Source organism: Serratia sp. HRI, from assembly GCF_010119335.3.
GTDB lineage: Bacteria > Pseudomonadota > Gammaproteobacteria > Enterobacterales > Enterobacteriaceae > Serratia > Serratia nevei.
The window spans coordinates 4,279,427-4,297,276 of record NZ_CP083690.1 but is presented as its reverse complement, the minus strand read 5'-3'; the positions used below and the strand labels follow the sequence as shown (position 1 = coordinate 4,297,276).

The following is a 17,850-nucleotide window of genomic DNA, read 5'->3' as shown; positions in this document are numbered from 1 at the left end:
AATTTATTTTGTGTTTGCACCGGGCTATCGGTATCCTAAGCCGGCCTTGTGGCCGGTAGAAGATGACGTAAATTTTGTCAACTTTTAGCCCTATAAAAATCAAGATTATTTAAACCGCAGAGAAATCATCGGTTTTTCCATCATCCTGTGATTTGTGCACTTCACATGATGTTAATCATAAATGTCATCGGCACTATGCGCTACGCTTGTTGTCTGATTGACGATTAATTCACCACGTGTTTTCGATTTTCTTTTAACAACACGACTATTTAAGTAGGTACTTCCATGTCGAGTAAGCTAGTACTGGTTCTTAACTGCGGCAGTTCTTCTCTGAAATTCGCCATCATCGATGCCGTTAACGGCGACGAATTCCTCTCCGGTTTGGCCGAGTGTTTCCACCTGCCTGAAGCGCGCATCAAGTGGAAAATGGACGGCGCCAAACACGAAGCTGCCCTGGGGGCCGGCGCTGCACACAGCGAAGCGCTGAACTTCATTGTTAATACTATTCTGGCACAAAAACCAGAGCTTTCTGCGCAGCTGACCGCTATCGGCCACCGCATCGTGCACGGCGGCGAGAAGTTTACCGCTTCCGCCGTGATCAACGACGAAGTTCTGCAGGGTATCAAAGATTCCGTGCCGTTTGCACCACTGCACAACCCAGCTCACCTGATCGGCATCGCGGAAGCGCTGAAATCCTTCCCTAACCTGGCCGACAAGAACGTTGCCGTGTTCGACACCGCGTTCCACCAGACCATGCCGGAAGAATCTTACCTGTACGCCCTGCCGTACAGCCTGTACCGCGACCACGGCGTTCGCCGCTACGGCGCACACGGCACCAGCCACTTCTACGTGACTCAGGAAGCCGCGAAGATGCTGAACAAGCCGGTAGAAGAAGTGAACGTGATCACTTGCCACCTGGGCAACGGCGGTTCCGTTACCGCAGTGCGCAACGGCCAGTGCGTTGACACCTCCATGGGCCTGACCCCGCTGGAAGGCCTGGTGATGGGCACCCGCAGCGGTGACATCGATCCGGCTATCATCTTCCACCTGCACGATTCTCTGGGCATGAGCGTTGACCAGATCAACAAGATGCTGACCAAAGAATCCGGCCTGCTGGGCCTGACCGAAGTCACCAGCGACTGCCGTTACGTTGAAGACAACTACGACAGCAAAGCCGACGCCAAACGCGCCATGGACGTGTTCTGCCACCGCCTGGCCAAATACGTCGGCGCCTACAGCGCCCTGATGGAAGGCCGTCTGGACGCGGTGATCTTCACCGGCGGCATCGGCGAGAACGCCGGCATGGTGCGTGAGCTGACCCTGAACAAACTGGGCCTGCTGGGCTTCGAAATCGACCACGACCGCAACATGGCCGCTCGCTTCGGCAAATCCGGCGCCATCACCAAAGACGGCAGCCGCCTGGCGCTGGTGATCCCGACCAACGAAGAGTTGGTCATCGCGCAGGACGCATCCCGCCTGACCGCGTAATGCTCTCAAAACACCGTCAGCCCAGGCTGACGGTGTTGTTTTAGCCTCATGTTAATCGTGAAGAGGACTATTCTGTGTCACGTACTATTATGTTGATCCCCACCGGCACCAGCGTCGGCCTGACCAGCGTCAGCCTGGGTGTCATCCGCTCCATGGAGCAAAAAGGCGTTCGTCTGAGCGTGTTCAAGCCTATCGCTCAACCGCGCACCGGCGACAACGCGCTCGACCAGACCACCACCATCATCCGCAGCAACTCCACCATCCCGGCGGCCGAACCGCTGCGCATGGACTACGTTGAGGGCCTGCTGAGCTCCAACCAGCAAGACGTGCTGATGGAAGAGATCGTGGCGCGTTACCACGAGAACACCAAAGACGCGGAAGTGGTGCTGATCGAAGGCCTGGTGCCGACCCGCAAGCATCAGTTCGCCAACGCGCTGAACTACGAGATCGCCAAAACCCTGAACGCCGAGATCGTCTTCGTGCTGGCGCTGGGCAACGACTCCCCGGCGCAGCTGAAAGAGCGCATCGAACTGGCGCGCACCAGCTTCGGCGGCAGCAAGAACAAAAACATCACCGGCGTGATCATCAACAAGCTGAACGCACCGGTCGACGATCAGGGCCGCACCCGCCCTGACCTGTCCGAAATCTTCGACGACTCCACCAAAGCCAGCATCGCCCACGTCGATCCTGCGCAGCTGTTCGCCAACAGCCCGCTGCCGGTTCTGGGCTGCGTGCCGTGGAGCTTCGATCTGATCGCCACCCGCGCCATCGACATGGCTCGCCACCTGAAGGCCCGCGTGGTCAATGAAGGCGACATCATGACTCGCCGCGTGAAGTCCGTGACCTTCTGCGCGCGCAGCATCCCGCACATGCTGGAACACTTCCGCCCGGGCTCTCTGCTGGTAACCTCCGCAGACCGTCCTGACGTGCTGGTCTCCGCTTGCCTGGCGGCGATGAACGGCGTGGAAATCGGCGCCATCCTGCTGACCGGCGGCTACGCCATCGACGAGCCGATCAAGAAGCTGTGTGAACGCGCCTTCCAGACCGGCCTGCCGGTGTTCATGGTCGACACCAACACCTGGCAGACCTCGCTGAGCCTGCAGAGCTTCAACCTCGAAGTGCCGGCGGACGACCACCAGCGCATCGAGAAAGTGCAGAACTACGTGGCCAGCCACATCAACACCGAGTGGATCGACTCGCTGACCGCCACCTCCGAGCGCTCACGCCGTCTGTCTCCACCGGCGTTCCGTTACGAGCTGACCGAGCTGGCGCGTAAAGCCGGCAAACGCATCGTGCTGCCTGAAGGCGACGAGCCGCGCACCGTGAAAGCGGCGGCCATCTGCGCCGAACGCGGCATCGCGGAATGCGTGCTGCTCGGCAACCCGGACGAGATCCAGCGCGTCGCGGCAGCGCAAGGCGTTGAGCTGGGCAAAGGCATCGAAATCGTCGATCCGGTCGCCGTGCGTGAAAACTACGTGCCGCGTCTGGTTGAGCTGCGCAAGAGCAAAGGCATGACCGAAGTGGTCGCGCGCGAGCAGCTGGAAGACAACGTGGTGCTCGGCACCCTGATGCTGGAACAAGGCGAAGTCGACGGTCTGGTCTCCGGCGCGGTTCACACCACCGCCAACACCATCCGTCCGCCGTTGCAGCTGATCAAAACCGCGCCGGGCAGCTCGCTGGTGTCCTCCGTGTTCTTCATGCTGCTGCCTGACCAGGTACTGGTCTACGGCGACTGCGCGATCAACCCGGATCCGACCGCCGAGCAGCTGTCTGAAATCGCCATCCAGTCTGCGGATTCCGCCGCGGCCTTCGGCATCGAGCCGCGCGTAGCGATGATCTCCTACTCCACCGGCAACTCCGGTGCGGGCAGCGACGTCGAGAAAGTGCGCGAAGCGACCCGTCTGGCGCAGGAAAAACGCCCGGACCTGATCATCGACGGCCCGCTGCAGTACGACGCCGCCATCATGGCCGACGTTGCCAAGTCCAAGGCGCCGAACTCACCGGTAGCCGGCCAGGCGACCGTGTTCATCTTCCCGGATCTGAACACCGGCAACACCACCTACAAAGCGGTACAGCGTTCCGCTGACCTGGTCTCCATCGGGCCGATGCTGCAAGGCATGCGCAAGCCGGTGAACGACCTGTCGCGCGGCGCACTGGTTGACGATATCGTCTACACCGTTGCGCTGACGGCGATCCAGTCTTCCCAGGCTGACGCTGCCGCCAAGGCGTAATTCATCGCCAAACGAAACAAGGGCCGGCATTGCCGGCCCTTGCTATTTCATTCATCCCTTCTCTCGCTTTATTACTCCGCGCTGGCAATAACCTGCAAAATCTGGCCGTCGCTGATTTTCAGCGAGAAACTGCGCTGCCAGAAACGTTTGGAATCTGCATCCTGAGGATCCACGGTACTGATTGCCACGGTGTATAGCGCATTGCTCTCAAATGCCTTGAACGAGTATGGGATACATTGGCCGGGCGTAATCGTCTCAACGGGCTTCGGTGGTAGAGTGGTCCTGCGCCAGAGCTCATGCGTTTGACTATCCAACCGTTGTTCAATAGCGATGCTGACCAGACTGAACCTGCCACTCTGTGTTGAGTAGGTTTGCGGTAAGATCATTTCCCCGCAGCGTAATGTCCGCAGCGTAAAAACGTTGCTTTTCAAGGATACAGCCACTGAGCAACATCATCATGATGAGGGTATAGATTCTTCTCATTTCAGGTTTCCCTGTCGGCAGGAGTATTAAGAAATCCTTTCAAAACATGCTCATAACGGCTTTTCAAATCAGGACCTATAATACCTTGCATCAGTTTCACCTCAAACCACCGTTCTTTGCCATAACGAGAAAGGATGAAGTAATCTGCAAGAAGGCTGGCTTATGCCTCCATACCATAATCAGCTAAGGAGTAGTAATCAGGCAGCGAGTATTTATAAGTTACCGCCCAGCTCATTATTCCCCGCAGCCGGACGTTCATCCCCATCTGATACTGCCATACGTGGGCCATTTCATGCATGAACCACCATAGGTAGCGCGTTGTTTCTGTGGAAAAATCTTCCCTGAAGTGTTTTTTAGGCCAATAAAGTTCACCATTAGGCGTAACGGCCGTTTCCTCATTCTGCAAACCAAACGGGAAATAGCTCGCGTTATGCACTTTAACAAGACTGTAGTCGATGGCATTTTTATAGAGAAAACGGGATAGCGTGATCTCGCCTGGCGTCAGCCTTCTGAACGAGCCTCTTGCTGTTATCATTATTCACACCATGAATATAACTTATTGTATTTATTAGACTGTTTTTATTATCTCTTTTTACCCAAGCATTGACTATCTATTATCCATTAAAACAAAAAGCCCCCTAAGGGGCTTCTCAGTTGATAACGTATGAGTCATAACTCAGATACTGGGCAGGAAGGTATGTGCTTTATACATAGCACCAGACCTCATTCGTTACAGCAGTTGTTATTGACTCGAGAACTGCTTTTGCAGCAACTGCCCGGCGGCCTCCAGGATATGCTCGGCGGTCAGGCCGTACTCCTGCTGTAGAAATGCCTGGGTGCCCACCTGGCCGTAACGCTCCTTCACCCCCACGCGCCGCATCGGTGCCGGGCACTCTTCCGCCAGCACCTCCGCCACCGCCGATCCCAGCCCGTTATGAATGCTGTGGTTTTCACAGGTGACGATGCGCCCGGTCTTGGCCGCATAGGTTTTGATCAGTTCACGGTCGATAGGCTTGAGGGTGAACATATCGATCACCGCCGCGCTGACGCCCTGCTGCGCCAGCATCTGCGCCGCCTTCAGCGCCTCCGCCACCATGATGCCATTGGCAATCAGCGTAATGTCGTCGCCGTCGCGCAGCAGGTTGCCCTTGCCGATGGTAAAGCGCGAACCCTCCTGGTAGATGCGCGTCGCCTGCTTGCGAATGGTGCGCACCCAGTAGAAGCCGCGCAGATCCATCAGCTGACGCAGAATATCGGCGAACATGGTGGCGTCGGTCACCTCCAGCACCACCGAATGCGCCAGCCCGCGCACAATGCCCATATCCTCGAACGACATGTGGGTGCCGCCGTTGTGGCAGGCGCTCACCCCGGCGTCGGAGGCGATCACCTTGACGTTGTTGCGCTGATAATCCAGCGACATGAACAGCTGATCGAAACAGCGGCGGCTGGCGAAGGCGGTAAAGGTATGCACAAACGGCACCCTGCCGGTGAGCGACAGCCCGGCGGCGACGCCGATCACGTTGGCCTCCATGATGCCGCAGTTGATCACGTGCTGCGGGTGATCCTTGTGCACGCCGTCCATCGCCATCGAGCTCATCAGATCCGCCTCCAGCGCGATGATCGGCGCGCCCGCCTCAATCTGCCGACGCACCGCGCCGGCGTAGACTTTGCGCATTTCGACGGCGTCGTTTTCCAACTGCGTCACTACGTTAAACATGGGCGGCCTCCAGTTCGGCGATGGCTTTTTCGATTTCCTGCTGCACGTCCGGCGTCAGGCGCAGGTGGTGAGAGTTCGACAGGTTTTCCAGATAGGCCACGCCCTGCCCTTTGATGCTGTCGAGCACGATCGCCAGCGGCCGCTGTTCGCCACCGCGCGCCGGCGCCACCGCCGCCAGCAGCGCCGCGATGTCGTCGCCCTTGATGGTCTGCACCTCAAAGCCGAAAGCGCGGAACTTGGCGGCCAGATCGAACGGTTGGATCACCTCGTCCAGCGCGCCGTCCAGCTGTTGCTTGTTGTAATCGATGAACAGCGTCAGGTTGTTCAGATTGTGGTGGGCGATAAACTGGAACGCCTCCCAGCACTGCCCTTCGTTCAGTTCCCCGTCACCGAGGATGCTGAACACCCGATTGCGGCGCCCCGCCAGCCGATGGGACAACGCCATGCCGGCGGCGATCGACACGCCCTGCCCCAGCGAGCCGGTGGTGGCGTCCACGCCACGCGTGCGCAGCCGGTCCGGGTGGCTCGGCAGACGCGTGCCGTTCTGGTTAAGGGTCTTCAGCTCCGCCAGCGGGAAGTAGCCCTTGATCGCCAGCGTGCTGTACAGCGCCGGGCCGGCGTGCCCTTTCGACAGCACGAAGTCATCGCGCTCCGGCCAGTCCGGATCCGCCGGATCGATACGCATCACGCTGCCGTACAGCACCGCCAGCGTCTCCACCACCGACATGCAGCCGCCGTAGTGGCCGAAGCCCAGCCCGGTCAGCGCTTTCAGCGTTTCCAGGCGGATCGCCCGCGCCAGGGTATGCAGCTCTTCAATTTCCGTTTCGCTCGTTGTGTCGTTCATCAGTCTGCCCTCGTTATTTCTCGACGCGGTCAGCGGCCGGCGCGCCTTTGCGTTTTCCCAGGAAGTTATGCGCCACCAGCAGCGCGAACACGGCGACGATCGCCAGCATGATCATCTCCTTCGACATAAAGCGCGCCATATTGCCCAGCAGGATGCCGATCGCGCCGAAGTCGGCGTCGGAGAAGGTGGTGTTGGCAAAGCCCAGCGCCCCCAGCACCGGCAGCAGCAATACCGGCAGGAAGGTGATCAGCAGCCCGTTGGCAAAGGCGCCCAGCATCGCGCCGCGCCGCCCGCCGGTGGCGTTGCCGAACACCCCGGCGGTAGCGCCGGTGAAGAAGTGCGGCACCACGCCGGGCAGGATCAACACCATCTTCAGCTGCCCCAGCAGGAACAGCCCGGCCAATCCGCCAAGGAAGCTGAACAGGAAGCCGATCAGCACCGCGTTGGGGGCATAGGGATAGACCACCGGGCAATCCAGCGCCGGCCGCGCATTCGGCACCAGCTTTTCCGAGAAGCCGGTGAACGCCGGCACAATTTCCGCCAGAATCAAACGCACGCCCTGCAGGATGATGAACACCCCGGCGGCGAAGGTGATGGCCTGAATGATCGAATACACCAGGTAGTTCTGGCCGCCGCTGAGCTCGCTTTCCACATAGGCCCGCCCGGCGCAGATCGCCAGGATCAGGTAGATGACGATCATGGTCATCGAGATCGAAATGGAGCTGTCGCGCAGGAAGCTGAGGTTTTTCGGCAGGTTCATCTCCTCGGTCGAGCGCGAGTTTTTGCCCACCTTCGAGCCGATCCAGCCGGACAGCACGTAGCCCAGGGTGCCGAAGTGACCGAAAGCGATATCGTCATTGCCGGTGATGCGGCGCATATAGCGCTGGGCGATCGCCGGGAAGAACGCCATCACCAGCCCCAGGATCAGCGCGCCGGTAAACACCAGCTGCACGCCCTCGAAGCCCGCCACCGTTAGGATGATGCCGATCATGCAGGCCATGTAGAAGGTGTGGTGGCCGGTCAGGAAGATGTATTTCAGCCGGGTGAAGCGTGCCACCACGATATTCGCCACCATGCCGAACGCCATGATCAGCGCGGTGGAGGCGCCGTATTTCTCCAGCGCGATGGAGACAATGGCTTCGTTATTCGGAATGATGCCCTGAATATTGAACGCGTGTTCGAACATGCCGCCCAGCGGATTGAGCGACCCGACCAATACCGTGGCGCCGCCGCCCAAAACGATGAAGCCGAGAATGGTTTTTACCGTGCCTTTCACCACGTCGGAAAACGATTTTTTTTGCGCCAGCAAACCGATCAGCGCAATAAGCCCGACCAGTACCGAAGGCACCTTTAATATATCCACCACAAACTTAAGCGTTTCCTGGATAAACATATCCACCTCGCCAATCGTTTTATTCAGATGATTGAGTGGGCTTCGAAGTAAGCGCGCAGCTTGGCTTCCAGCTCATTAATGTCGATGATATTGCTGATCACCACCAGCTGCTCGGCCGGTACGCTGGCGCTGTCGGCGATGTCTTTCGCCATCACGAACACGTCGGCGGCGCCGGGGGTGGCGGACGACAGATCGGAGTGTTCGACCTCGGCCGCCACGCCCATCTTTTTCAGCACCTTTTTAATGTTCATTTCCACCATAAAACTGCTGCCGAGACCGGAACCGCAAATCGCCATGATTTTCATAATATCCACCTGTTGAATTTAGCGTGTAGGGTAGCGCCGCCGGTCATATTCCCGGCGTTGTTAGCATTAATAGTGTTCCTGGTGATTAAGCGTTAATAGCGGGCGATAATATCCTCGATTTGCCGTTTATCTTTGGCGTGAAATAACGCCTCCATGGCCTGATTGTCTGAAAATAATTCCGCCAGTTGCGAAATCAATTCGATGTGGCTGTCGCCGTCGGGCGCCGAAAGCATCACCACCACCTGAACCGGATCGTTATCCGCGGAATGAAAGTTCACCCCCTGATGGATCTTCAGCAGCGATAATCCCAACGCGTTGGCGCCCTCCTCCGGCCGGGCGTGCGGCATGGCGATGCCCGGTGCCAGGACAAAGTAAGGCCCGAGCTTCTCCTGCTGATGAAAGATGGCCGTCAGGTAATTCGGCGTGATCACGCCGTCTTGCAGCAGCGGCTGCGCACTCAGCGTTACCGCCTGGCGCCAGTCCTCCACCCGTTCGCACAGCTGTATATGATCGGCGGTCAGCCACACTTTCAGCACGTTACCCTCCTAAAGGTTGATGGTTTCGGCCGGTGATTAATTCACCGACGACGGTAAAACTTTAATCAACCCCTCCCGGCCACACAGTGATGGATATCACAAAGATAGCGCTACCAAAGCGCTATCATGCAGATCTGTGATAGCGCTATCAAAACGCCGCGCCGCGGCATGGCGTTAACCACAATTTTTTCTCGCTCTTTCGGGTAACGGGGTAGAATGTGCCGCATACGGGGATCGTCGAAGCCGCGCCGTCGGCTTCCCGCCCTCACCATTTTTATGCGCCGCGCGCGCATTTCAGTCGGGATTAGGCATGTCGATCGGTAAAAAACGACGCAGCACGGGCAGGGTGACGTTGGCTGACGTAGCGCAGCTGGCAGGCGTCGGCACCATGACGGTGTCGCGCGCGCTGCGCACGCCGGAGCAGGTTTCAGACAAACTGCGCGAGAAGATTGAAGCCGCGGTGAGCGAACTGGGGTATCTGCCCAACCTGGCCGCCAGTTCGCTGGCGTCGGCCTCGTCCTACACCATCGCCATGGTGGTGCCCAGCCTGTCCGAATCCGGCTGCGCCGAGATGTTCGCCGGCCTGCAGAAAGTGCTGCAGCCGGCCGGTTATCACATCATGCTGGCGGAATCGCAGCATCACCTCGAACGCGAAGAGAAGCTGCTGGAGACCCTGCTCTCTTACAACCTGGCGGCGGCGGTGCTGCTCAGCGTCGAGCATTCGCAAAACGCCCGCAACGCGCTCATCGCCGCCAACATTCCGGTGGTGGAGATCGGCGCCGTGCGCGCCGATCCGATCGACATGAGCATCGGCATCGACTACGTGGCGGCCATGTATCAGCTGACGCAAACGGTTATCGCCAGCGGCTACCAGAACATCGGGCTGCTGTGCGCCAATCAGGAACAGTGGATCTTCCAGCAGCACCTGCAGGGCTGGCACAAGGCGCTGCTGCGCAACCATATGTCGCCGCATCGGGTGATCAACGCCGCGCAGCCCGCCAGCTTCAGCACCGGCGCGCAGCAGCTGCCGGAATTCCTGCTGGCCTGGCCGGAGCTGGACGCGCTGGTGTGCGCCTCGGACGAACTGGCCGGCGGCGCGCTGTATGAATGCCAGCGGCGGCGCATCAAGGTGCCGGACAATCTGGCGGTGGTGGGGTTCGGCAACAGCGAGTTCAGCCGAGTCTGCCAGCCGCCGCTGACCACCATGACCATTCCGCATCGTGACATCGGCATTCAGGCCGGCCAGGCGCTGCTGGCGCGCTTGAACGAGCAGCCCTGGCTGCCGGCAGGCTCCCTGCCCGCCACGCTGTGCCGCCGCGACAGCTGCTGAACCCGCGCCATAAAAAAGCCGGTCGATGACCGGCTTTCTCACGCGTTGGCGTCTCAGTGGTTGTCGAGCGGCTTACCGTAATCCTGTTCGTTGTTGCGCGTCAGCCACAGCGACAGCGCCTTCAGCGAATCCGGAGTAAACTCGTCGCAGCGCGCGGTGATCTCTTCCGGCGTCAGCCAGCACACCTCGGCCACTTCTTCTTCCTGCAGCGCGAACGGGCCGTGCGATACGCAGCTGAACAGCGCGCCCCACACCCGGCACTGCTCTTCTTCGAAGTAGAACAGACCGTGTTCGGCGAAAGGCACACCGGCGATGCCCAGCTCTTCTTCCGCCTCGCGGCGCGCCGAATCCAGCACGTTTTCACCGCTTTGCACTACGCCACCCGCCGTTGCGTCCAACCAGCCCGGGTAGAGGTCCTTGATCTCGGTGCGACGCTGCACCAGAATTTTTCCCATCCCATCATGCACCACAATATAGGTAGCACGATGACGCAGCCGCTCCGCCCGCATCTGTTGACGACTGGATTGCGCGATCACCTCGTTTTGCTCGTCGACGATATCAACCCATTCGGTATCTGCAGCCTGACCCTGTTCCGCCATCCTCTAAAACCTTCTATTTTGGCGCGATGCATCCCGCGCGCTGGTTAATCAATGAGTGTTTTTCAAAGATTTTTATTGTGTGTGTATAAATTAGTGCGTTTAGCGTGTTAACGCCACTTCCGCGACGACCTTGCCGTCGTCGAGCGTCAGCACGCGCAAAGTGCCCCGATCCAACATGCCGTAGCTGGCCGGAAAGCCCCCTTTGGGAATGCTGACCGAGCCCGGATTGAAGCAATAGATCTCACCCTGCCGCTCCGCCTGCGGCAGATGCGTATGGCCGTAGGCCAGGACGTCACCGCGGGATAACGGCGGCAGTGCCGAGGGATGATAAAGGTGACCGTGGGTCAAAAACAATCGTCTTTTTTGCAGTAAAACCTGTTGCCAGGGCGCCTCGATGGGAAACGTCAGCAGCATCTGATCGACCTCGCTGTCGCAATTGCCGCGAACGGCGATGATCTTGTCGCTATAGCGATTCAATCGTTCGGCAACCTGAGCGGGCTGATACCCGGCCGGCAGCGCGTTGCGCGGGCCGTGATTCAGCAAATCACCCAGAAGAATCAACCAGTCGGCGCCGTTTTGTTCGAACAATTCCAGCACGCGTTCGGTAGCAGGCAGCGATCCGTGAATATCCGAGGCGAACATCAGCTTCATAACCTTGTCCTATAGAGGGAAATAAGCGCCATTTTACCGCGCCGGCGCCGTGCGGCAAACCGCCGCCCGACCCGGTGGAGAATTGTGATCCAACCGCGCAGATAGCATCGGACGAATCCCACATAGCCTGCTATCCTTAGCTGCTATTGTTGGATCTCTGATATACCTTTGTGCGCGGCGAAGACCGCAGCAACGTGTAATGAATTACAGATCACCTTACCGCAGGAGGCAACATGATTGACCTGTATTACGCGCCTACTCCCAATGGTCACAAGATCACCTTGTTTTTGGAAGAGGTCGGCTTACCCTACCGTATCCATCGCGTAAACATCAGCGCCGGCGAGCAGTACAAACCGGACTTTCTGAGCATTTCTCCCAACAACAAAATCCCGGCGATCGTCGATCAGCAACCGGTGGACGGCGGCGCGCCAATCAGCCTGTTCGAGTCCGGGGAAATCCTGCTGTATCTGGCGGAGAAAACCGGCAAGCTGTTGAGCAAGGGCCTGCGCGAACGCGCCGCCACCCTGCAGTGGCTGTTCTGGCAGGTGGCCGGTTTCGGGCCGATGCTCGGGCAGAATCACCACTTCAACCACTACGCGCCGCAGCCGGTGCCTTACGCCATCGAGCGCTACCAGCTGGAGACCAAGCGGCTGTACGGCGTGCTGGAAGCCGAGCTGCAAAAGCACCCGTATCTGGGCGGCGACAACTACAGCATCGCCGATATCGCCACCTACCCGTGGGTGGTTTCGCATCCGCGCCAGCGCATCGATCTGGCGGATTACCCGGCGGTGCGCAACTGGTTCGAGCGCATCAGCAACCGCCCGGCGACCGAGCGCGCCTATAAGCTGGCTGAACAGGGCTAACCCCCGCTCCCCGACTCGACTCCCCGCCGCCGGGGAGTCACATCGCCCCTGCGTTATCATTTCTCTACTTTCCGTGTATTCTGAACGCCAATAATCAGACCTATGGAGAATCTCTGATGTCTTTCAGTCAACCCGACGCCGTTATTCGCATTAAAAATCTGCGGTTGCGCACGTTCATCGGTATCAAGGAAGAAGAAATCAACAACCGACAGGACGTCCTGATTAACGTGGTGATCCACTACCCGGCGGACAAGGCACGCAACAGCGAAGACATCGCCGACGCGCTCAACTACCGCACCATCACCAAAGCGATCATCCGCCATGTGGAAGATAACCGTTTCGCGCTGCTGGAAAAATTAACGCAGGATGTGCTCGATATCGTAAAAGAACACGCCTGGGTGACCTATGCTGAAGTGGAGATAGATAAACTTCTGGCCCTGCGCTACGCCGATTCGGTCTCCATGACCATGAGCTACCGCCGGGACTAACTCAGGGAGGTCGACCATGCGGATCCTGATCACCGGCGCAACGGGATTGATAGGCAGCAGCCTGACGGCCAGGCTGCTGGCGCTTTCTCACCACATTACGGTGCTGACGCGAGACGAACGGCGAGCCCGGGCCAGGCTGGGCGACCAGCCGAGCTATTGGCAAACGCTGGACGACCGGCAGTCGCTGGATGACTTCGATGCGGTGATCAATTTGGCCGGCGAACCTATCGCCGACAAGCGCTGGAGCGCACAGCAGAAACAGCGGCTGTGCCATAGCCGCTGGGATCTGACCGAGCGGTTGGCGCAGCTTATCAAGGCCGGCAGCACGCCGCCCGGCGTGCTGATTTCCGGTTCCGCCGTCGGCTACTACGGCGACCAGGGACAGGCGGTGGTCACCGAAGAGGAGCCGCCGCACGACGAATTCACCCACCAGCTGTGCCAACGCTGGGAAGCGCTGGCGCTGCAGGCGCAGAGCGGCGCAACCCGCGTCTGCCTGCTGCGCACCGGCGTGGTGCTGGCGCCACAGGGTGGCGCGCTGGCTAAAATGCTGCCGCCGTTCCGCTTCGGGCTGGGCGGCCCGATCGGCGACGGCCGCCAATACCTGCCGTGGATCCATCTCGAAGACATGGTCAACGGCATTATTTATTTGCTGGATCACGCCACTCTGACCGGCCCGTTCAACATGGTCGCTCCCTACCCGGTGCATAACGAGCAGTTCGCCGCCCAATTGGCCAACGTGCTCGATCGCCCGGCGTTTCTGCGGGTACCGGCGTTCGTCATGCGTTTGTTGATGGGGGAAGCGGCGGTGCTGGTGCTCGGCGGCCAGCGGGCGGTGCCGAAGCGGCTGGAGGAGGCCGGCTTCCACTTCCGCTATCTGGAGCTGGAACAGGCGCTGGATGACGTGATTAATCAGCGGGCCGAAGCCCGCTGATCTGAAGTTACTTCAACGCGCCGGACAGGAACTGCTGCAGGCGCGGGCTTTTGGGGTTGCCGAACAGCTCGGCCGGCGGCCCCTGCTCTTCAATCAACCCTTTGTGCAGGAAGATCACGTGGTTGGAAACGTGGCGCGCAAACTCCATTTCGTGCGTCACCACCACCATGGTTTTCCCCTCCTCCGCCAGCTTCTGCATGATACGCAGCACCTCGCCCACCAGCTCGGGATCCAGCGCCGACGTCGGTTCGTCAAACAGCAGCACTTCCGGCTCCATCGCCAACGCGCGGGCGATAGAAACACGCTGCTGCTGGCCGCCCGACAGGTGCACCGGGTATTTGCCGCGCGCCCGCTCATCGATGCCCACCTTATCCAGATAGCGCACCGCGCGCTCGTGCGCTTCGGCCTTGCTCAGCCCCAGCACCTGCACCGGCGCCTCCATCACGTTCTCAAGCACCGTCATGTGGCTCCACAGATTGAAATGCTGGAACACCATGGTCAGGCGGGTGCGCAGCAGCTGCAGCTGCTTCTTGTCGAACACCTTCAGCTGGCCGTCTTTGTCGCGCACCATGCGAATGTCTTCGTTGTTCAGGCTGATCGAGCCTTCGCTCGGCTTCTCGAGGAAGTTGATGCAGCGCAGAAAGGTGCTTTTGCCGGAGCCGGAGGAGCCGATGATGCTGATCACATCCCCGGCGTTGGCCGCCAGCGAGACGCCCTTCAGCACTTCGTGGTCGCCATAGCGTTTATGCAGTTCCGTGACGGCTAATTTATTCTCAGACATGGTTTTTCTTCCCGTCATTTATCAGTGACTAACGTGTGCCATCCAGCGTCTTTCAGCCTTGCGGAACAGGCTGATTAACACGTAGGAGATGATCAGGTACAGCACCGCCGCAATGCCGAAAGCGTAAAACGGCTGATAGGTCGCGGCGTTGATGTCGCGCGCGATCTTCAGCAGATCCGGCACGGTGGCGGTAAACGCCAGCGCGGTGGAGTGCAGCATCAGGATCACTTCGTTGCTGTAAGCCGGCAGCGCGGTGCGCAGCGCCGAAGGCAAAATGATGCAGCGATACATCTTGAAGCGCGAGAAACCGTAGGCGTTGGCGGCCTCGATTTCACCGTGCGGCACCGAGCGGATGGCCCCGGCGAAGATCTCGGTGGTATAGGCGCAGGTGTTGAGCGTCAGCGCCAGGATGGTGCAGTTGAGCCCGCTGCGGAAAAACGCGTTGAGAAACTCGCTGCCGCGCACGATCTCAAGGCTGTACATGCCGGAGTAGAACACCAGCAGCTGCACGTACAGCGGCGTACCGCGAAACACATAGGTGTAGAGCCACACCGGGAAACGCACCCAGCGGATGGAAGAGACGCGCGCCACCGCCATCGGGATCGCCAGCAGCCCGCCCATCACCACCGAGGCGATCAGCAGCCACAGCGTTACCGCCACGCCGGTGAAGCGGTAGCCGTCGCTCCACAGCAGCGACTGCCAATACTGTTGCAGGATCTCAATCATAGCTCGGCCCTCTTGACGCCCAGTGAGTAACGCCGTTCAAGCCACAGCAGCACGCCGTTGGAAACGGTAGTGAAGATCAGGTAAACCACGCCGGCCACGATGGCGAAGAAGAACGGCTGATAGGTGCCTTTCCCCGCCAACTGCGTGGCTTTCACCACGTCGTTCAGGCCGAGGATCGACACCAGCGCCGTCGCCTTCAGGATCACCTGCCAGTTGTTGCCGATGCCCGGCAAGGCGAAACGCATCATCGCCGGGAACAGAATGCGCCGGAAGATCTGCGCGCCGCTGAAGCCGTAGGCCGTCGCCGCTTCGATCTGCCCTTTCGGCACCGCCAGATAGGCGCCGCGGAAGGTCTCGGTAAAATAAGCGCCGTAGATAAAGCCGAGGGTAATGATGCCGGCGCCGAGCGGATCGATATCGATCTGCGCGAAGCCCAGCAGCATGGTGATGTTGTTCAGCGCGATCTGCAAACCGTAAAAGATCAGCAGCATCAGCACCAGATCGGGCACGCCGCGGATCAGCGTGGTATAAGCGCCGAACAGGCCGGAGATAAAGGGGTTATGAGACAGTTTGCCACCGGCGCCGATCAGACCGATCACCACCGCCAGCACCACGGAACTGAGGGCCAGCTCCAACGTCACCAGAGCCCCCTCGAAAATCAGTTGGGAATAGCCTTGCAGCATCTACTTCACCCTGTGGTCTAGGATCCGAACCATCGGGGCCGGCGCACCGGCCCCGCAGTCACAGCATGGAACGGGAAGCGGATTACCCGCCGTAGACGTCAAAGTCGAAGTACTTTTTCGCGTATTTGTCGTAGGTGCCGTCTTTACGCATCTCGGCGAAGGCTTTGTCCAGCGCCGCTTTCAGCTCGGTATCGGTCTTGCGCAGCCCCATGCCGGTGCCGACGCCGAAGAACTTGTCATCCTTCACCGATTCGCCGGCGAACGCATAGTCTTTGCCCGGCGGCTGTTTCAGGAAGCCGTCGCTGCCCGCCACTTCATCCTGGAAAGCAGCATCGATACGGCCGGAGGCCAGGTCGGCATAAGCCAGATCCTGATTCTGGTAAGGCACGACGGTCACCCCTTTCGGCTGCCACATGGCGTTGGCGTAGGCTTCCTGGGTGGTGCCCTGCAGCACGCCCACGCTCTTGCCTTTCAGCGCTTCGGCGGTCGGCAGCAGCTTGGAGCCCTTCGGCGCGATCAGACGCGCGTTGGCGGCATACAGCTTGTCGGTAAAGGCGATTTCCTGCTGGCGTTTTTCAGTGATGGACAGCGAAGAGATAATGGCGTCAATCTTCTTCGCCTTGAGGGATGGGATCAGCGCATCGAAGTCGCTCTCCACGAAGGTGCATTGGGTATTGATGCGTTTGCACAGCTCTTTGGCCAAATCGATGTCAAAGCCAACCAGCTCGCCTTTGGCGTTTTTGGATTCAAACGGCGCGTATGTCGGATCGGTGCCAATCTTCAGCGTGGAAGGAATGGCGGCAAAGGCGCTGCTGGCGGCGCTCAAAGCCAGAACTAACGGCAAAATCAAAACCCGCTTTTTCATAAATTACCCTCAAATTGATTTTTTTGATGCCACTACGGGCATTACTTTCCCCACCAAATCAATTTGCAGTAATCGTGCCACATTCGGTGCTACGGGCGGAGGGAACGGCTCCGGCCTTCACAATACTGTTTCCTGGGACGATAACCGCAAAATTAAATCGGCCGGTCGGGGCCGCGCCACTGGCAGCCGCGACAAGGCGGCGCCATGAAACAGTGAGCGTGATGAAGTGGGATCATTATGGTGCATACTCCGCCCTAATTCAGTGCGGTGTTGCACAAATGTACCAATTTAGGGATGAAACTGTTAATTAACACCCTGCCAGCGGGTGAACAGGTCGGTCGGCAGTTCGATATCAAACTGGTCGATCACCCGATTAACGGTCTGATCGATGATGTCTTCCACGCTTTTCGGCTGGTGGTAAAACGCCGGCACCGGCGGCATGATCACCGCCCCCATCTCCGCTGCCTGGGTCATCAACCGCAGGTGCCCCAAATGCAGCGGCGTTTCCCGCACGCACAGCACCAAACGGCGGCGCTCTTTGAGCACCACGTCGGCGGCCCGGGTCAGCAGCCCGTCGCTGTAGCTGTTGACGATGCCGGACAGGGTTTTGATCGAGCAGGGCAGGATCGCCATGCCCAGGGTCTTGAAGGAGCCGGAGGAGATGCCGGCGGCGATGTCGCGCGCATCGTGCACCACATCGGCCAGCGCCTGCACTTCACGCAGGCTGTACGGCGTTTCCAGCGCCAGCGTCTGTCTTGCCGCGTTGCTCATCACCAAATGGGTTTCCACCTCTGCGACGTCGCGCAAAACCTGCAACAGGCGCACGCCGTAGATAGCGCCGCTGGCGCCGGAAATGCCGATGATGAGTCGTTTCATGGAAAATGGCCTCTGCCGTAAAAAGTAAGATCAGGCAGACTTTGCCGCAATGGCGAGGGA

20 protein-coding genes are annotated in these 17,850 nt (G+C 59.2%); 6 read left to right on the top strand and 14 right to left on the bottom strand.

Going from position 1 to position 17,850, the window contains the following annotated elements; all coding sequences use genetic code 11:
* The first annotated feature begins 285 nt into the window (after positions 1–285).
* Both ackA and pta read left to right on the top strand, forming a co-directional pair.
* A complete protein-coding gene (ackA, locus tag GF111_RS20590; RefSeq protein WP_025303669.1) occupies positions 286–1,488 on the top strand; it encodes an acetate kinase in 1,203 nt (400 codons plus the stop codon).
* 74 nt (positions 1,489–1,562) lie between these two features.
* Positions 1,563–3,719, top strand: coding sequence for a phosphate acetyltransferase (gene pta / locus GF111_RS20585; RefSeq protein WP_033648050.1), 2,157 nt, complete (start codon positions 1,563–1,565; stop codon positions 3,717–3,719).
* 71 nt (positions 3,720–3,790) lie between these two features.
* Here pta and GF111_RS20580 read toward each other — a convergent pair whose 3' ends face one another.
* From GF111_RS20580 to GF111_RS20550, 7 genes are all read right to left on the bottom strand, one after another.
* Positions 3,791–4,150: a hypothetical protein gene (locus tag GF111_RS20580; protein WP_223294913.1), complete on the bottom strand. Its 360-nt coding sequence runs from the start codon at positions 4,148–4,150 to the stop codon at positions 3,791–3,793.
* A 212-nt stretch (positions 4,151–4,362) separates the two neighbouring features.
* On the bottom strand, positions 4,363–4,737 hold the full coding sequence (locus GF111_RS20575; RefSeq protein ID WP_223294912.1) for a hypothetical protein: 375 nt from the start codon (positions 4,735–4,737) through the stop codon (positions 4,363–4,365).
* Positions 4,738–4,944: 207 nt separating this feature from the next.
* A complete protein-coding gene (locus tag GF111_RS20570) occupies positions 4,945–5,919 on the bottom strand; it encodes a transketolase family protein (RefSeq protein WP_038876416.1) in 975 nt (324 codons plus the stop codon).
* Positions 5,912–6,763 carry a transketolase gene (locus GF111_RS20565; RefSeq protein ID WP_033648052.1) on the bottom strand — a complete coding sequence of 284 codons (852 nt, stop codon included), beginning with the start codon at positions 6,761–6,763 and terminating at the stop codon, positions 5,912–5,914. The genes GF111_RS20570 and GF111_RS20565 overlap by 8 nt, the downstream gene beginning before the upstream one ends.
* A gap of 13 nt (positions 6,764–6,776) precedes the next feature.
* Positions 6,777–8,156: a PTS ascorbate transporter subunit IIC gene (locus tag GF111_RS20560; RefSeq protein WP_055317047.1), complete on the bottom strand. Its 1,380-nt coding sequence runs from the start codon at positions 8,154–8,156 to the stop codon at positions 6,777–6,779.
* 23 nt (positions 8,157–8,179) lie between these two features.
* Positions 8,180–8,461: a PTS sugar transporter subunit IIB gene (locus GF111_RS20555; RefSeq protein ID WP_038876420.1), complete on the bottom strand. Its 282-nt coding sequence runs from the start codon at positions 8,459–8,461 to the stop codon at positions 8,180–8,182.
* Positions 8,462–8,553: 92 nt separating this feature from the next.
* The gene (locus GF111_RS20550; protein ID WP_147190302.1) at positions 8,554–8,997 is read right to left on the bottom strand and encodes a PTS sugar transporter subunit IIA; all 444 of its coding nucleotides are present in this window, start codon (positions 8,995–8,997) and stop codon (positions 8,554–8,556) included.
* A gap of 310 nt (positions 8,998–9,307) precedes the next feature.
* Here GF111_RS20550 and GF111_RS20545 point away from each other — a divergent pair, with 310 nt between their 5' ends.
* A complete protein-coding gene (locus GF111_RS20545; protein WP_038876425.1) occupies positions 9,308–10,327 on the top strand; it encodes a LacI family DNA-binding transcriptional regulator in 1,020 nt (339 codons plus the stop codon).
* A gap of 53 nt (positions 10,328–10,380) precedes the next feature.
* Here the strand turns inward: GF111_RS20545 and yfcD are convergent, their stop codons facing one another.
* The gene (yfcD, locus tag GF111_RS20540) at positions 10,381–10,926 is read right to left on the bottom strand and encodes an NUDIX hydrolase YfcD (RefSeq protein WP_038876427.1); all 546 of its coding nucleotides are present in this window, start codon (positions 10,924–10,926) and stop codon (positions 10,381–10,383) included.
* A 99-nt stretch (positions 10,927–11,025) separates the two neighbouring features.
* Positions 11,026–11,577 (bottom strand): phosphodiesterase, encoded by a 552-nt coding sequence (gene yfcE / locus GF111_RS20535; protein ID WP_038876428.1) that lies wholly within the window; start codon positions 11,575–11,577, stop codon positions 11,026–11,028.
* Between the two features lie 233 nt (positions 11,578–11,810).
* Between yfcE and yfcG the strand changes: the two genes are divergently transcribed.
* From yfcG to GF111_RS20520, 3 genes are all read left to right on the top strand, one after another.
* Positions 11,811–12,440: a GSH-dependent disulfide bond oxidoreductase gene (yfcG, locus tag GF111_RS20530; protein WP_055317045.1), complete on the top strand. Its 630-nt coding sequence runs from the start codon at positions 11,811–11,813 to the stop codon at positions 12,438–12,440.
* Positions 12,441–12,556: 116 nt separating this feature from the next.
* Positions 12,557–12,928, top strand: coding sequence for a dihydroneopterin triphosphate 2'-epimerase (gene folX / locus GF111_RS20525; RefSeq protein WP_025303682.1), 372 nt, complete (start codon positions 12,557–12,559; stop codon positions 12,926–12,928).
* Positions 12,929–12,944: 16 nt separating this feature from the next.
* Entirely contained in the window at positions 12,945–13,859 is a 915-nt protein-coding gene (locus GF111_RS20520; RefSeq protein WP_047730187.1) for a TIGR01777 family oxidoreductase, read from the top strand.
* Positions 13,860–13,866: 7 nt separating this feature from the next.
* Here the strand turns inward: GF111_RS20520 and hisP are convergent, their stop codons facing one another.
* The 5 genes from hisP to GF111_RS20495 all read right to left on the bottom strand — a co-directional run bounded on the left by hisP (position 13,867) and on the right by GF111_RS20495 (position 17,790).
* Positions 13,867–14,640 carry a histidine ABC transporter ATP-binding protein HisP gene (hisP, locus tag GF111_RS20515; protein WP_038876434.1) on the bottom strand — a complete coding sequence of 258 codons (774 nt, stop codon included), beginning with the start codon at positions 14,638–14,640 and terminating at the stop codon, positions 13,867–13,869.
* Between the two features lie 21 nt (positions 14,641–14,661).
* A complete protein-coding gene (locus tag GF111_RS20510; protein ID WP_038876436.1) occupies positions 14,662–15,366 on the bottom strand; it encodes an ABC transporter permease in 705 nt (234 codons plus the stop codon).
* Positions 15,363–16,049, bottom strand: coding sequence for a histidine ABC transporter permease HisQ (locus tag GF111_RS20505; RefSeq protein ID WP_038876438.1), 687 nt, complete (start codon positions 16,047–16,049; stop codon positions 15,363–15,365). Before GF111_RS20505 ends, GF111_RS20510 begins: the two co-directional genes overlap by 4 nt.
* Positions 16,050–16,131: 82 nt before the next feature.
* The gene (gene hisJ / locus GF111_RS20500; RefSeq protein WP_019453740.1) at positions 16,132–16,914 is read right to left on the bottom strand and encodes a histidine ABC transporter substrate-binding protein HisJ; all 783 of its coding nucleotides are present in this window, start codon (positions 16,912–16,914) and stop codon (positions 16,132–16,134) included.
* A gap of 303 nt (positions 16,915–17,217) precedes the next feature.
* Positions 17,218–17,790: a UbiX family flavin prenyltransferase gene (locus tag GF111_RS20495; protein ID WP_038876440.1), complete on the bottom strand. Its 573-nt coding sequence runs from the start codon at positions 17,788–17,790 to the stop codon at positions 17,218–17,220.
* Between the last annotated feature and the right edge of the window lie 60 nt (positions 17,791–17,850).

Bases quoted from the DNA above. Each gene is read 5' to 3' on its own strand.
- folX (WP_025303682.1), top strand. From the start codon at position 12,557: ATGTCTTTCAGTCAACCCGACGCCGTTATTCGCATTAAAAATCTGCGG.
- GF111_RS20560 (WP_055317047.1), bottom strand. From the start codon at position 8,156: ATGTTTATCCAGGAAACGCTTAAGTTTGTGGTGGATATATTAAAGGTG.
- GF111_RS20545 (WP_038876425.1), top strand. From the start codon at position 9,308: ATGTCGATCGGTAAAAAACGACGCAGCACGGGCAGGGTGACGTTGGCT.
- GF111_RS20565 (WP_033648052.1), bottom strand. From the start codon at position 6,763: ATGAACGACACAACGAGCGAAACGGAAATTGAAGAGCTGCATACCCTG.
- GF111_RS20495 (WP_038876440.1), bottom strand. From the start codon at position 17,790: ATGAAACGACTCATCATCGGCATTTCCGGCGCCAGCGGCGCTATCTAC.
- yfcG (WP_055317045.1), top strand. From the start codon at position 11,811: ATGATTGACCTGTATTACGCGCCTACTCCCAATGGTCACAAGATCACC.
- yfcD (WP_038876427.1), bottom strand. From the start codon at position 10,926: ATGGCGGAACAGGGTCAGGCTGCAGATACCGAATGGGTTGATATCGTC.
- GF111_RS20570 (WP_038876416.1), bottom strand. From the start codon at position 5,919: ATGTTTAACGTAGTGACGCAGTTGGAAAACGACGCCGTCGAAATGCGC.
- yfcE (WP_038876428.1), bottom strand. From the start codon at position 11,577: ATGAAGCTGATGTTCGCCTCGGATATTCACGGATCGCTGCCTGCTACC.
- ackA (WP_025303669.1), top strand. From the start codon at position 286: ATGTCGAGTAAGCTAGTACTGGTTCTTAACTGCGGCAGTTCTTCTCTG.
- GF111_RS20520 (WP_047730187.1), top strand. From the start codon at position 12,945: ATGCGGATCCTGATCACCGGCGCAACGGGATTGATAGGCAGCAGCCTG.
- hisP (WP_038876434.1), bottom strand. From the start codon at position 14,640: ATGTCTGAGAATAAATTAGCCGTCACGGAACTGCATAAACGCTATGGC.
- GF111_RS20510 (WP_038876436.1), bottom strand. From the start codon at position 15,366: ATGATTGAGATCCTGCAACAGTATTGGCAGTCGCTGCTGTGGAGCGAC.
- GF111_RS20575 (WP_223294912.1), bottom strand. From the start codon at position 4,737: ATGATAACAGCAAGAGGCTCGTTCAGAAGGCTGACGCCAGGCGAGATC.
- GF111_RS20505 (WP_038876438.1), bottom strand. From the start codon at position 16,049: ATGCTGCAAGGCTATTCCCAACTGATTTTCGAGGGGGCTCTGGTGACG.
- GF111_RS20555 (WP_038876420.1), bottom strand. From the start codon at position 8,461: ATGAAAATCATGGCGATTTGCGGTTCCGGTCTCGGCAGCAGTTTTATG.
- hisJ (WP_019453740.1), bottom strand. From the start codon at position 16,914: ATGAAAAAGCGGGTTTTGATTTTGCCGTTAGTTCTGGCTTTGAGCGCC.